Raw genomic sequence first — 12,850 nt, 5'->3', positions numbered from 1 at the left:
GACAGCATGAGTCAGGATTGGGATGCCGGTCGGCTGGACAGCGACCTTGAGGGCGTAGCGTTCGATACCCTGGCGGTTCGCGCGGGTCAGCACCGTACACCGGAAGCCGAACATGGCGATCCGATGTTTTTCACCTCCAGCTACGTGTTCCGCACCGCTGCCGATGCAGCCGCACGGTTTGCTGGCGAAGTGCCGGGCAACGTCTACTCGCGCTACACCAACCCGACCGTGCGGGCTTTCGAGGAGCGCATCGCCGCCCTGGAAGGCGCCGAGCAAGCCGTGGCCACTGCCACCGGCATGGCCGCGATCATGGCCGTGGTGATGAGCCTGTGCAGCGGTGGCGACCACGTGCTGGTGTCGCGCAGCGTCTTCGGCTCGACCATCAGCCTGTTCGAAAAGTACCTCAAGCGCTTTGGCGTGGAAGTCGATTACGTGCCCCTGGCGGACCTGTCCGCTTGGGATGCGGCAATCAAGGCCAATACCAAGCTGCTGTTCGTCGAATCGCCGTCCAACCCCCTGGCCGAGCTGGTGGACATCGCCGCGCTGGCGGAAATCGCCCATGCCAAGGGCGCCATGCTGGTGGTCGATAACTGCTTCTGCACCCCGGCGCTGCAACAACCGCTGAAGTTGGGAGCGGACGTGGTGGTGCATTCGGCAACCAAGTTCATCGACGGCCAGGGCCGTTGCATGGGTGGCGTGGTGGCCGGTCGTAGCGAGCAGATGAAGGAAGTGGTGGGCTTTTTGCGCACCGCAGGTCCCACTCTCAGCCCGTTCAACGCCTGGATCTTCCTCAAGGGCCTGGAAACCCTCGGCCTGCGCATGAAAGCCCATTGCGCCAATGCCCAGGCCTTGGCTGAGTGGCTGGAGCAGCAGGACGGCATCGAGAAAGTGCATTACGCCGGTCTCAAGAGCCATCCACAACATGACCTGGCCTTGCGTCAGCAACGTGGTTTCGGCGCGGTGGTGAGCTTTGAGGTCAAGGGGGCAAGGAGGGCGCCTGGCGCTTCATCGACGCGACCCGGTTGATTTCCATCACCGCCAACCTGGGTGACACCAAGACCACCATCACCCACCCGAGCACCACGTCCCACGGTCGCCTGTCGCCCCAGGAGCGTGAATCGGCGGGTATTCGTGACAGCCTGATCCGCGTTGCGGTCGGCCTGGAAGACGTGGCTGACCTGCAAGTCGACCTGGCCCGCGGGTTGGCGGCCTTGTGATCGAGCTGGCTACGCCGCCGAGCGGCACTCATGGCCGGGTTGCACTGGTTACGGGCGCCGCACGGGGCATCGGCCTGGGTATCGCTGCCTGGTTGATCTGTGAAGGCTGGCAGGTGGTGCTGACCGACCTGGACCGCGAGCGCGGTTCCAAGGTGGCGAAGACCCTGGGCGACAATGCCTGGTTTATCGCCATGGACGTGGCGGACGAGGCGCAGGTCGCCACCGGTATCGCCGAGGTGCTCGGGCAGTTCGGGCGGCTCGACGCGCTGGTGTGCAACGCGGCCATCGCCGACCCGCACAACATCACTCTGGAAAGCCTGGACCTGGCCTATTGGAATCGGGTCCTGGCGGTGAATCTGGGTGGGCCGATGCTGCTGGCCAAGCACTGCGCGCCGTATCTGCGCGCTCACAACGGCGCCATCGTCAACCTGGCCTCGACCCGCGCTGCGCAATCGGAACCCGACACCGAAGCCTATGCGGCGAGCAAGGGCGGCTTGCTGGCCCTGACTCATGCCCTGGCAATCAGCCTCGGGCCGGAGATCCGGGTCAACGCCGTCAGTCCTGGCTGGATCGACGCGCGCGATCCCTCCCAGCGTCGTGCACAGCCGCTGACCGACGCCGATCACGCCCAGCATCCAGCGGGCAGGGTAGGCACGGTAGAGGATGTGGCGGCGATGGTGGCGTGGCTGTTGTCGCGCAATGCCGGTTTTGTCACGGGGCAGGAGTTCGTGGTGGACGGCGGCATGACCAAGAAAATGATTTATACGTAAGTGCGGTTGCGGGTGCCGTTTGAAACTGTTTTGAAAAAACTTCAACCCTGCTATTGACTTAGCTTCGGTACCTGCGTAAATTTCGCGGCCTCAACGAAGCAAAGGGTGATTAGCTCAGCTGGGAGAGCGTCTGCCTTACAAGCAGAATGTCGGCGGTTCGATCCCGTCATCACCCACCATGTTTTACGAGAGTTTTGCGAAAGCAAGACGGAAGCTGTCAAAAGCCTCCACCGACGCGCAGCGGTAGTTCAGTCGGTTAGAATACCGGCCTGTCACGCCGGGGGTCGCGGGTTCGAGTCCCGTCCGCTGCGCCATATTTTCCGAAGCAGGTTCGCCTGGTTCGAGATTCAAACCCAAGGGTTTGGATCAGACGAGTTAACTGGACGCAAGTCCATAGCGATACGCAGCGGTAGTTCAGTCGGTTAGAATACCGGCCTGTCACGCCGGGGGTCGCGGGTTCGAGTCCCGTCCGCTGCGCCATATCTGCTTCGAGGCCCACTGAACGCCTTGAAGCTAAGAAGCAAGCTGCAAAGCTACTTCTAGTCGATAGCAAAGACCCTGGTCGAAAGACCGGGGTTTTTTGTTTTTGCGATTTGAAAGATTGGAACAAGCCCGTGGCGAGGGAGCTTGCTTGTGGCGAGGGGATTTAGCGAAACGTCGCACCGCCCCGCTGGGCTGCGTGAAGCAGCCCTTTGGTGATGTGTTGTCGTTCTCAGAACCCCAATTTATCCCGCAACCCGTAATACCAAGCCCCCATCGCCGCAAATGGCGTACGCAACAACTGACCGCCGGGGAAGGGGTAGTGGGGCAGGTCCGCAAACGCATCAAAACGCTCAGCCTGACCTCGCAGCGCCTCAGCCAGGACCTTACCCGCCAGATGCGTATACGTCACGCCATGGCCACTGCAGCCCTGGGAATAATAAATGTTATCCCCCAGCCGCCCGACCTGCGGAAGACGCGACAACGTCAGCAGGAAATTTCCGGTCCAGGCGTAATCGATCTTCACATCCTTGAGCTGCGGGAAGGCCTTGAGCATCTTCGGCCGAATGATCGCCTCAATGTTCGCCGGATCCCTAGCGCCATACACCACGCCGCCCCCGAAGATCAGACGTTTGTCGCCCGTCAGTCGGTAGTAATCGAGCAGATAGTTGCAGTCTTCGACGCAATAATCCTGAGGCAGCAGGCTATGAGCCAGTTCATCGCCCAACGGCGCGGTGGCAATCACCTGCGTACCACAAGGCATGGATTTGGCCGCCAGCTCTGGCACCAGATTGCCCAGGTAAGCATTGCCCGCCACGATAATGAACTTGGCCCTGACCTTGCCCTGTGGCGTATGCACAACCGGGCTGGGACCCCGCTCGATGCGCACTGCTGGCGATTGCTCATAAATCACCCCGCCCAGCGACTCCACAGCCGCCGCTTCGCCCAAGGCCAGGTTGAGCGGATGAATATGCCCGCCGCTCATATCGAGCATGCCGCCCACATACTCATCGCAAGCCACCACCTCGCGAATACGCCGCTGATCCAGCAACTCCAGCTGGGTATGCCCGAATCGCTCCCATAAACGCTTCTGCGACTCCAGGTGGCCCATCTGTTTAGCGGTAAGGGCGGCGAATACACCACCGTCCTTCAAATCACACTGAATCTGATACTTCGCCACTCGCTCGCGAATGATCCGTCCACCCTCGAACGCCATGTTGCCTAGCAACTGCGCCTGTTGAGGGCCAACGCTGCGTTCGATCACATCAATGTCGCGGCTATAACTGTTAACGATCTGCCCGCCATTGCGACCCGAAGCCCCAAAACCGACCTTCGCGGCCTCAAGCACGGTGACCTTGAAACCGTTCTCCAGCAGAAACAGCGCAGAGGACAGGCCGGTGTAACCAGCGCCGATCACGCAAACATCCGTCTCGACGTCATCCTGCAGGGCAGGGCGCGGAGGAACCGGGTTGGCCGACGCGGCGTAATAGGACGCTGGATAGGATGTGTTCGCCATTCTGCAACCTCTGTTTTATATTTTTTACGAATGCAGCGATCCTACCCGAGATAAAAATCGGCCGCCAGCTACCGCAAAATCTTCGTTGCCTTGGCGAAATTAAATATTTTGCATATTCATAGGGTTAGGTGAAAAAAAGGTATTGACACCCCTCCGGAATTCCGTAGAATGCCGCCTCACAGCAGGCACGTAGCTCAGTTGGTTAGAGCACCACCTTGACATGGTGGGGGTCGTTGGTTCGAGTCCAATCGCGCCTACCAAACAAAATCCGCTCTGCTGGGCGGTCTAGAAGGGCTCACCGAAAGGTGGGCCCTTTTTTGTTGCGTTTGGAAACGCTTTGGAAAAGCGACCACCGATATCAACCCTTTGATCGTGATGGAAGTATCGAAGTATGGGTTCATGGAAGACCTTGCTAATCGCCATCACGGTATCAATCAGCGCTTATACAGCCGCGGAACCTAAAGGCTCGTATGAACACTCGATGATGATGATCACATTAGCTCCAACCACTGTCCTTTCTTTAACTACCGGGCTTTCTGAGGTGGCTGCAAGAAACTTCAAGCCCGCCAAGGCCGACGCGCTTGCATTCATTGGCTCAGATGGCGAGATTCGCGGCGCTCAGTTTGAGCAGGCACTACGCTATTACCATACGGCATACAAGCCACCGCTGATGTCTGACCAGCAATTCGCCCAAGCAATCGCGGCCTCTTTCTGATGCCGACCTGGCCTTTCCTATACGCCAGGTTTCTCGTTCTACTTTCCGCCACGCTCCCTGAGCGTGGTACAGCACCGCTTAATCCGTCAAGCAGACCGGATAAGCCTGGTCTAAAAATCATCAGGGCCTCGTCCCTGGTTCAGTAGCCGTCCGGTAGGTACGTCTTGACGAAATCACCTTAGGCCGATGGCGTGGGCAAGACGCTCTTGTTGACGGTTGCCTTGGAGCCTTTACGAGCTTTGGGGGGAAGGCTGCTTGCCCCGCTATTGCAGCGGAACATACACATCAGTTTGCCAGTGATCCTGCGGTGTCTCGGGGTAGATGCTCAGGTAATGGAAGAACAGCGGCTGGTCACGAAGTTCCTCTCCACTGGCAGGAAGCCAATCGCGGTAAATCGGATAGATCGTTTCGCCGATGTGATCCGGTGACCCCACATGTCGTACCACGACGCAGCGACCGCCGGGAATGACGATTTCGCGCACGCCGAACTCATTCGGCGCCACGGCCTCGTGAATCTCGCCGCAGATGGCGAATCGGAATGCTTGCGCAGGTGTCGTATCGGGGTTGCCATAGGGAATGCCAAAGCTGCGACTCGACGCCACCGGCGACTGTCCGCTCTGCTTACGCCACTCGATGAACTTGCGCACGCTCTCATTGACGAGCCCGGCGGGCCCGCAGTGTTCAAATGCTGCGACCCTGACTTCAGGGAATTGCACGATTCGTATTTGCATGATGATAGTCCTGGAAAAATGAGGGATTGCGAACACCGCATTCCAGACCTGCCAGTTCGGCTCCTTCCTGAACGCACTCGGCGTCATACCGAACGCCCGCCTGAACGCCCTGCAAAATGCCTCCGGGCTTTCGAAGCCGGCACCGAGTGCGGCCTCCAGTACCGAGTGATCAGCGGCGGCGGCCAGGCGGTGCGCCGCGCGTCGTAATCGCATCAGTTGCACATAACGTGAAACAGGCACGCCTACGAACGCGGTGAATTGTCGATGGAAGTGAAATGCCGAAAAGTTCGCCACATGGCTCAACGTATTCACCGACAGATCACCTTCGAGATTCTCATTAATGTAGGCGAGGACGGCGTTGAAGCGTTTTGTGTAAGCGAAGTTGGGCGACATGTCAGACACTGGGAAAAGGCTCCTGGAAGTACGGTCGGCAATAGAGTCGACTATAGCGACGTGAACGCGCCTAGCCGCGTTTGCTCAAGGTACGTTTTGGGTTGGCACATGCGATCTCTTCCAAGGCGATGTGAGGGGCGGGGGCATTTCAGATGACCACTTCTGGCCGTTCTCTGCTGGTGTTCACTACCTCGCGTGCTGGTCAAGTCGAAAGAGGAAAAAAAGGGGGTAGATTGATTTTTTGCTTCGCTGCGCTGAGAGCTTTCATCGAGTGGATTCGCTTGGATCAACTGCCGACTAGAAAATAAATCCCTTCCCTTTTCCCATAAGTCAGCGCTCTGTGAGTGATAACCTACGAGTTCTTCTATAAATGATATTGGATGCAGTATGACAAGCTGTTTGAGGACGCTCGGAGCTAGCCTCGCTAACAGTATAGTGATCCCCGCCGCTTGGTTATCGGGGCTTACGACGATAGGACTCTTGTGGGGCATGATAGAGTTTTGGCCCGATAAGCTTTCAGTCGAAGGACGTCAGCTCTTCCTGGCTTCTGTTTCTATTTTTTGCCTCGCCATATGGCACTTGATACGGCGCAAGAGACGAGCAAAAGCACTTGTAGCATCCATCAACCTGAAAGAAGGTCTGAGCCTTGACGCTACGCAGCTGCTCGGCTATCCAAGTCCCCTATTTTTTGTCTTTGACCTCTCCAACAAGAAACTCGCTCAATGCCAAAGCGCCACCGGCGACTATCAAATTCGAGACTTCACGTGGGTAACAGGCTGGCAGTGCGAGTGGCAACAGATTGACAGCATGGTGTCGGGCGGCGTTATTCAAATAGTCGATGGGGCAGGCATGAGCGTTCCAGCCGACGAGATTCGGCGTAGATTCATAAAATTCTCACTGGTTTTGACGGTTGCCGATACAAGTCATCCTCTCCTCCGTTTTCCAATGAACCGGAGCGCAGCTGAAGGGTGGTGTACCCGGTGCAATGAGCTTTTCAAGAGCTAAACACGAAGCGTCACACCATAAGATAATCAAATCTAAGGACAGACCGCGATTATGCAGGATCCACCAAGTTCGCTTCCTCAAGCGACTGTGTCCTGATCGCTCGTTGCCTTGACTCATAGCAAATTGACGCTACGTATTTTTTGCGAAGCTCAGAAAGGTTGCGCGGTAGATGCACCGCCACCGTCTTTCTATTTCACATCGAAATCAATTTGCGGACACAAGGGGAAATGCATGCTAACCAACATCAAACCGGGACCTAAGCCAGCGCGCGACGATGGTAAGGATGATAGAAGGCGCCACGTAAACCCGGAAAATAAGCCGAAACATCCAACCCTGCCGGTGCACAAACCTTCTAAATAGAGAAAACCGGGACAGGCCGCGATTGTGAGAGCCAAGTAAAGTTATTTCAAATCATGGCCTGTCCCCGGTTTCCCTCGCATGGCTGTTGGTTCTTACTGCGATCAGCATTGCTTAAACTGCGTACGCAGGGCTGCTTAACCCTGTGGCCGACGAGCCTGGCCCATGCTTTGCCCGGTCTGGAGCGCTGATTACCGTTCTTGCGAGGGAAAACGGGGACAGACCACGATTGTGGACGGGCTGATTGTCGGCGGATACAAAATCGTGGTTTGTTCCCAACGTCACTCGGTCCCAGTGCCAGGCTTCTTGTATCTGTCTAATCCGTTCGTCAGGCAGGTGAATGATTAGCGGCATGCCCAGGCTGCGCATGAAGATCAATGCCTAGCGCATGAATGACCTTGAGTACGGTATCAAATCTCGGCTTTGATCCGGGTGCGAACGCCTTGTACAAGCTTTCTCGCCCCATGCCAGAGTCCTTAGCGATCTGCGCCATTCCGCGGGCCTTGGCGACATAGCCGATCGCTCGGAGAAACTCCTCGCTATCACCATCAGCCAGCACTTGGGAAAGGTATTCACTGATGGCTTCGTCGCTATCGAGTAGTGCCGCCATGTCAAATGTCGTCAGGTGTTGGCTCATGTTCAAATCTCCTTTGCCAATTTCTTCGCTCGCCGGATATCAGCACTCTGTGAAGACTTGTCACCACCCGCCAGTAGCACGATGACCAATCCACCGCGCATGGTGAAATAGTCCCGGTAGCCAGCGCCTACATCCACACGCAACTCTGAAATACCATCACCGACAGGTTTCACATCGCCCAGGTTACCTGCTGCGGCGCGATCAATGCGGCGGGCAATAGCGTTTTTTGCTCGCAGATCACGGACCGATGAATGCCAAGCAGTGAACGTCTGCGTTTGCTGTATGCGGTAAATCATGAATGACCGTATCCAGTTGGATACAGGAAGTCAAAGTGCTGATTTTGGTCGCCCCCCTATATTCTCAATCCGGTGGTGGGGGGAAACAGAGACAGACCAGGATCTGAGGATGAGCGAAACCGTAGTCTGTCCCCAGTCTTTGCGTACGCGGCGAAGAGGAGTCAGTGGATGTGTTCGAGGGGACGGACTGCGCGGAAACGTCGAGAGGGCGGGTACGGCACGCATAAAAAAGCCCGCGAGAGAGGCGGGCTTATTCAGGGCTGACCTTCAAAGGCAATCGGACTTGCTTATCTGAAAGTCAGTGATCGGAGCACTGCTTGAGTCATTGATTGTGTATTTGATCAAGAGCCCCGACTTCACGAACTGTCCTAGACCTTTTTCATCGCAGGATACAGAGGCCGCAAGAGCTTTTTTGTCTTTCGTAAATGCGTCGGAATCGATTTCATCTTTCGAGGTTTTTGTAAGCGTGTAGGAGATACGCATGATCCCGTCTTGATAGGTCACCGAATCAAGGCGAGTGTCATCGACCGTCTTCTGGGACTGGGCATTCATGATGAGCGCGGTCCCTTTAAGCTGGCGTTCTCGCTCCTCCTTTTTGTCTTCCGAAGCAGACCGTGCATGCCAGAGTTGAAGCAGGACAAAGAGTGAGATCATTACTGAAAAAAATAGGATAGGTCCGCGGTACTGCTTCAACTGAGATCTCCATGGCAAAAGGCTATCGGTTATTTGACCATGCCGTCCCCCTCATCTCAAGCCGGAAAAATGCCGATGATTGTTTGGTTGAAGAGGATCGAGGACAGACCACGACTATAAAAATCGTGGTCTGTCCTCGGCTCTCGGGTGGGTACAGACGCCAGCTCAGGTGTGTTTTTAAGATGGCTGGGTGGCAACATAGTGGCCTGGTGTGTTGCCATTGATTGGGACTTATATGAAAAAGGTAGTTTTGACTCTCTCGCTGGTCACACTGGCAGCCTGCATGCCTTATCAATCAGTGACCTCGCCAGATCCAAATTGGATGCGTCTGGGTGGAGATGAGCCTGAAGGTTATCCAAGGTCGTTTGTTGAGAACCTGAGCGGCAATTGCGCTCTGGTTACCGAGTCATGGTCTGAGGGACGAATCAATGGTCGTCTGCTGTGGACCAAGAAGCAGGCTCGAAAGGCTGTTACCTGCCCATAGGCGCCTGCGTAAGGGCTGGTTTCGCGCCGCTAAGAAGTGACAAACCACGATTCTGAGGCCGCTAGATTAATGCACGCACCTGGCCCGCCCTTGGCTCGTAGCAGCGAAGTAATGGTGCTAAATTCTGCGCGTCCAGCATGTGGGCCCATCTGGCTCGGCGGGATATTTAACTCCTCTCTCAACCGATTTTGTGGATATGGAAATTCAATGAACACATCCAAGCTTTCGATTGCGCTGTCCTGCGCGGTAGCTGTTTTGATGTTGAGCGGATGCGCTGCCTCTGTAAAAAGCGGCGGGACTGAAACGCTCGTCATTCAGGAGTCAGCCAAGCAGAACCTGATCGTAAACTTTCAAGGCAACAGCAAGGTTCAACAAAACGAGGACTGGCCTCGCTTGAAGCAAGAGTGGAATGACGCCCTGCAAGTCGAAGCAACTCGCGCCGGCTACAGCCTTAAAGAGGCTCAGGCATCAAGCCTCGAGGGCAAGGACGGTGTCGGTATCAAGATCAACGTAACCAATTTCCGTTACCTGACTCCAGGCGCGCGCTACGGAGCCGGGGTCATGGTGGGAAATGCGTGGGTCAATTCCAGTGCCGACTACTCGGACTTGAAATCGGGTCACCTGATTGGAACTCGCACCTATGACACGTCCTCGTCGGCTTGGGAAGGTGTCATGTCGGCTATGACCAAAGAGCAGGTCCAGGCTATTTCTCAGAAAATCATCAGTGACATCAAGAGCGCAAAAACCAAGTAATGCGATCCTGGATAACCGGCGTCATGAGTCGACGAATAAAGTGGGTTGCGGAAGAGCGCGGATGACTCAATGGAAAACACAGGGAGTCTGGAGCAAGGCGTGGACCTATGCGTTGTTGGTATTTCTCGTAGTGTTTTCCTTTTACTCCGTCGCGACCTGGCTGGGCGACGGCCCATCCAAGCCCAAGCGGGTCTTCAGCCCCGGCTTCATCGCGTTCTGCGCATTGGTGGCTGTGTTTGAGCTAATAGTGCTGAATCACTTCTATGGTGCGAGTAGATGAGGTGAGAGTTAAAGGATTGAGGGGACGCGGGGCAGGCCACGATTATGAGACGGGCTGATTACAGATGAACTCAAAATCGTGGTCTGTCCCCCTGTTTCCCACCTCACGCCCGGCTGCATCCCTCCAGCTTCACTCAATCCGGCTCCGGAACTTTTCCTTAAAATGATGTCAATTTGATAGCGTGTCGCGACGCTCAATAAAACAGGATCAACCAGTGCCAGGCTGTTTCCTGGCAGGCCCAGGAACGTATGAAATGAAAGTGATTCTTGCGATGGTATTGATGTTCAGCGGTTACGCCTTTGCCGGTTGTGGCAACATCGATGATCATGACCAGCGCGCTTATTGCAATGCCAGGGAAAGCGGCAGCAGTTGCGGGAACATTGATAATCACGATTTGCGTGCGGCGTGTAACGCAGAGCTGGGAGGCAGTTCCTGCGGCAACATTGATGATCATGACCAGCGTGCCTATTGCAATGCCAAGCAGGGCGGCAGCAGTTGCGGCAACATCGATAATCATGACTTGCGTGCGCGATGCAACGCGGAGACGGGTAGCAGTTCCTGCGGCAACATTGATGACCATGACCAGCGCGCCTACTGCAATGCCACCACCGGCAGCAGTAGTTGCGGGAATATCGACAATCATGACCTGCGCGTCCAGTGTGAGTCCGCGAAGCGCTGATTGGGGGCATCGGCGGGGGATGGGTAGGGAGCACCTGCATAGCGTTCTGCCGTGATGTATCTGCGTCGAAGCTGATGAAGCAACGCCCCCAGGGAGGGTTGATCAATGCCAAAGAAACTTCAGGAAAGCAAAGCAGCGACGGCTGCTGACATTGAGCGCTCCATCCAGGCACTGAACAAAATGGCGGAACGCCTCTGGGGCGATGGTCGGGAGGCTGAGGCGAAAGCCCTGCTCGATGCCTTGGATGCTTTAAACAGGGCGCTCGACAGGATCAGGATTGGGGAGAGTCGCAGGGTTCTTCATTGAAGCATGAAGGGAAATGGGTCACACCCACGATATGAAACGGGCCGATTACAAGGGGGCCAAAATCGTGGTCTTGTCCCTGGTTTCACGGCGTCGGCGTACCTTTGGCGCGCAAAGAAAAGCCCGACTGGGGAGGCCGGGCTAAAAGGGTTTCACTAGGAGCTGAGATGACCATAGGCGCTCGGCTGTGAAAGGGATGTGAAAGATTGCGTCCAGTACGAGTTTTATAATCGTGGTCTGTCCCTGGTTTCCTCTAATCCTGCCACACACATGGGCGCCCATTTGAACATCCAGAGTGTTGGGCCTGATGCCCGTGGGATGTTCAGTGGATATCGCGATTGCGCTGCAGCCACTCATCGACGGCTTCGCCGAGCGTTTTAGGTACGCCATCACGTATCCAGCCCATAAAGCCTCTATCAAATTTAAACTTCGCACCGCAGTGCTCCACCATGAATCTGCGGACGTTTTGTGTGTTTCGGTAATGCTTGCAAACTGGCGTATCTCTTGTGAGTTGATCACTGTGCCAATTAAAACTCATGGGGCAGGCTCCAAGCCGAGTGGTCTGATTTATGAGTTCATGGCATGGGATGCTTGGCGTCTGGCAAGCGGTATCCACACGTCCACGTACCCCTTCCCTTGGGAGGGTGCGAAATCAGGGCTGTACTGTTCGAACTCAGGCGCGTCGGCAAGCTCATATTCGGACTCAGGCAACCAGTGATTGAAAATGGTGAAGAACGTCTGATGGATCGTAGAGATATGGCCTTGGTGCCGAAACACGACATAGTTTTGCTGCGGCACCCTGAAATACCGAAATGCCGGAGGAAGGCCTTCTACGCAGGACACCTCAGTACCGGCAATGTACTCAAAACTGCCATCCGGTTCAGGATTACAGCACAGGCCATAGCTCCCGTTGTTTACCTGATTGGGTACCTGTCCCAGATAGGGGGAGAACGCTTGCCACAAGCCGACGATGCCTTCGTTCTTATCGAAGGTAAAACGATCCCCAAGACCTGCGATGAAAAACTCTGCTCTAGTTTCAAAGCAAGGTTCAGAGAGTGTTACGAGCTTCCTTTCTTTCATACGTAAAGGTTCCACCAGCGAGAGATGTTCATCCTCGTGCCCACGCACCTGCTTTGGAGTGAACCCAAACAGATCGCAGAAGGCGCGCGTAAAAGCTTCATGGGAACCGTAGCCAGCATCCAGCGCTACTTGCAGGATATCCGGCGCACCTTGACGCAAGGTCAATGCCGCTTGGCTCAAACGGCGTGCGCGGATGTAACGCATCACCGACCAGCCCGTCGACAACGCAAACAAACGGGCCAAGGCAAAAGGAGACATGTTGCAATGGCGTGCGACACGTCCCAGATCGAGTTGGGATCCCAGCTCCAGTTCGATGTACCACAGGGCCCTTTCGATACTCAGCATGACGAATCTCCATGAATGCTGAAGCGACGTTATCAAATGGATGGGGACAGCATTTGATCGTTCTTGCGGTTTCTGCTTTCCACGCCAGAGCAAATGAAAGATCTCCACTTCTCGTC

Annotated in this window: 14 protein-coding genes, 4 tRNA genes and 1 pseudogene; 12 read left to right on the top strand and 7 right to left on the bottom strand. The window is 55.7% G+C overall.

The window, feature by feature from the left end; translation table 11 throughout:
* Nucleotides 1-6: 6 nt before the first annotated feature.
* The 5 genes and pseudogenes from KI235_RS20540 (at nucleotide 7) to KI235_RS20520 (ending at nucleotide 2,467) form a co-directional block, all read left to right on the top strand.
* Nucleotides 7-1,320, top strand: a pseudogene (locus KI235_RS20540) (O-succinylhomoserine sulfhydrylase).
* The gene (locus KI235_RS20535) at nucleotides 1,214-1,987 is read left to right on the top strand and encodes an SDR family oxidoreductase (protein WP_003203835.1); all 774 of its coding nucleotides are present in this window, start codon (nucleotides 1,214-1,216) and stop codon (nucleotides 1,985-1,987) included. Before KI235_RS20540 ends, KI235_RS20535 begins: the two are co-directional and overlap by 107 nt.
* Before the next feature lie 103 nt (nucleotides 1,988-2,090).
* Nucleotides 2,091-2,166, top strand: a tRNA-Val gene (locus tag KI235_RS20530).
* Between the two features lie 58 nt (nucleotides 2,167-2,224).
* Nucleotides 2,225-2,301, top strand: a tRNA-Asp gene (locus tag KI235_RS20525).
* Between the two features lie 89 nt (nucleotides 2,302-2,390).
* Nucleotides 2,391-2,467, top strand: a tRNA-Asp gene (locus tag KI235_RS20520).
* A gap of 232 nt (nucleotides 2,468-2,699) precedes the next feature.
* On the opposite strand, the gene KI235_RS20515 is transcribed toward KI235_RS20520, so the two are convergent.
* Complete coding sequence (locus tag KI235_RS20515) at nucleotides 2,700-3,983, bottom strand: FAD-binding oxidoreductase (RefSeq protein ID WP_027912980.1); 1,284 nt, start codon at nucleotides 3,981-3,983, stop codon at nucleotides 2,700-2,702.
* A 183-nt stretch (nucleotides 3,984-4,166) separates the two neighbouring features.
* On the opposite strand from KI235_RS20515, the gene KI235_RS20510 reads away from it, so the two are divergent.
* Nucleotides 4,167-4,243, top strand: a tRNA-Val gene (locus KI235_RS20510).
* A 131-nt stretch (nucleotides 4,244-4,374) separates the two neighbouring features.
* Nucleotides 4,375-4,698 (top strand): DUF2388 domain-containing protein, encoded by a 324-nt coding sequence (locus KI235_RS20505; RefSeq protein ID WP_100264123.1) that lies wholly within the window; start codon nucleotides 4,375-4,377, stop codon nucleotides 4,696-4,698.
* Nucleotides 4,699-4,961: 263 nt separating this feature from the next.
* Here the strand turns inward: KI235_RS20505 and KI235_RS20500 are convergent, their stop codons facing one another.
* Nucleotides 4,962-5,831, bottom strand: coding sequence for an AraC family transcriptional regulator (locus KI235_RS20500; RefSeq protein WP_100264122.1), 870 nt, complete (start codon nucleotides 5,829-5,831; stop codon nucleotides 4,962-4,964).
* A gap of 480 nt (nucleotides 5,832-6,311) precedes the next feature.
* On the opposite strand from KI235_RS20500, the gene KI235_RS20495 reads away from it, so the two are divergent.
* Complete coding sequence (locus KI235_RS20495; RefSeq protein ID WP_233839794.1) at nucleotides 6,312-6,827, top strand: hypothetical protein; 516 nt, start codon at nucleotides 6,312-6,314, stop codon at nucleotides 6,825-6,827.
* A gap of 685 nt (nucleotides 6,828-7,512) precedes the next feature.
* Here KI235_RS20495 and KI235_RS20490 read toward each other — a convergent pair.
* The 3 genes from KI235_RS20490 to KI235_RS20480 all read right to left on the bottom strand — a co-directional run bounded on the left by KI235_RS20490 (nucleotide 7,513) and on the right by KI235_RS20480 (nucleotide 8,810).
* Nucleotides 7,513-7,821, bottom strand: coding sequence for an addiction module antidote protein (locus KI235_RS20490; RefSeq protein ID WP_038858737.1), 309 nt, complete (start codon nucleotides 7,819-7,821; stop codon nucleotides 7,513-7,515).
* Between the two features lie 2 nt (nucleotides 7,822-7,823).
* Complete coding sequence (locus KI235_RS20485) at nucleotides 7,824-8,117, bottom strand: type II toxin-antitoxin system RelE/ParE family toxin (protein WP_038858735.1); 294 nt, start codon at nucleotides 8,115-8,117, stop codon at nucleotides 7,824-7,826.
* 267 nt (nucleotides 8,118-8,384) lie between these two features.
* Complete coding sequence (locus KI235_RS20480; protein WP_233839793.1) at nucleotides 8,385-8,810, bottom strand: hypothetical protein; 426 nt, start codon at nucleotides 8,808-8,810, stop codon at nucleotides 8,385-8,387.
* Between the two features lie 691 nt (nucleotides 8,811-9,501).
* Between KI235_RS20480 and KI235_RS20475 the strand changes: the two genes are divergently transcribed.
* From KI235_RS20475 to KI235_RS20460, 4 genes are all read left to right on the top strand, one after another.
* Nucleotides 9,502-10,047: a DUF4410 domain-containing protein gene (locus KI235_RS20475; protein WP_043042784.1), complete on the top strand. Its 546-nt coding sequence runs from the start codon at nucleotides 9,502-9,504 to the stop codon at nucleotides 10,045-10,047.
* A gap of 61 nt (nucleotides 10,048-10,108) precedes the next feature.
* Complete coding sequence (locus tag KI235_RS20470) at nucleotides 10,109-10,327, top strand: hypothetical protein (protein WP_100264119.1); 219 nt, start codon at nucleotides 10,109-10,111, stop codon at nucleotides 10,325-10,327.
* A 253-nt stretch (nucleotides 10,328-10,580) separates the two neighbouring features.
* Complete coding sequence (locus tag KI235_RS30500) at nucleotides 10,581-11,006, top strand: hypothetical protein (protein WP_003203795.1); 426 nt, start codon at nucleotides 10,581-10,583, stop codon at nucleotides 11,004-11,006.
* Nucleotides 11,007-11,111: 105 nt separating this feature from the next.
* On the top strand, nucleotides 11,112-11,312 hold the full coding sequence (locus KI235_RS20460) for a hypothetical protein (RefSeq protein WP_013693816.1): 201 nt from the start codon (nucleotides 11,112-11,114) through the stop codon (nucleotides 11,310-11,312).
* Between the two features lie 319 nt (nucleotides 11,313-11,631).
* Here KI235_RS20460 and KI235_RS20455 read toward each other — a convergent pair whose 3' ends face one another.
* Both KI235_RS20455 and KI235_RS20450 read right to left on the bottom strand, forming a co-directional pair.
* Nucleotides 11,632-11,847, bottom strand: a complete 216-nt coding sequence (locus KI235_RS20455; protein ID WP_080560991.1) for a DUF6434 domain-containing protein — start codon at nucleotides 11,845-11,847, stop codon at nucleotides 11,632-11,634.
* 29 nt (nucleotides 11,848-11,876) lie between these two features.
* Nucleotides 11,877-12,734: an AraC family transcriptional regulator gene (locus tag KI235_RS20450; RefSeq protein WP_013693815.1), complete on the bottom strand. Its 858-nt coding sequence runs from the start codon at nucleotides 12,732-12,734 to the stop codon at nucleotides 11,877-11,879.
* Nucleotides 12,735-12,850: the final 116 nt, after the last annotated feature.

It is taken from the genome of Pseudomonas sp. St386 (genome assembly GCF_018325865.1).
Lineage (GTDB): Bacteria > Pseudomonadota > Gammaproteobacteria > Pseudomonadales > Pseudomonadaceae > Aquipseudomonas > Aquipseudomonas brassicacearum.
Note: the sequence above shows the minus strand (reverse complement) of the source record. Positions and strands in the feature narration are given on the sequence as shown.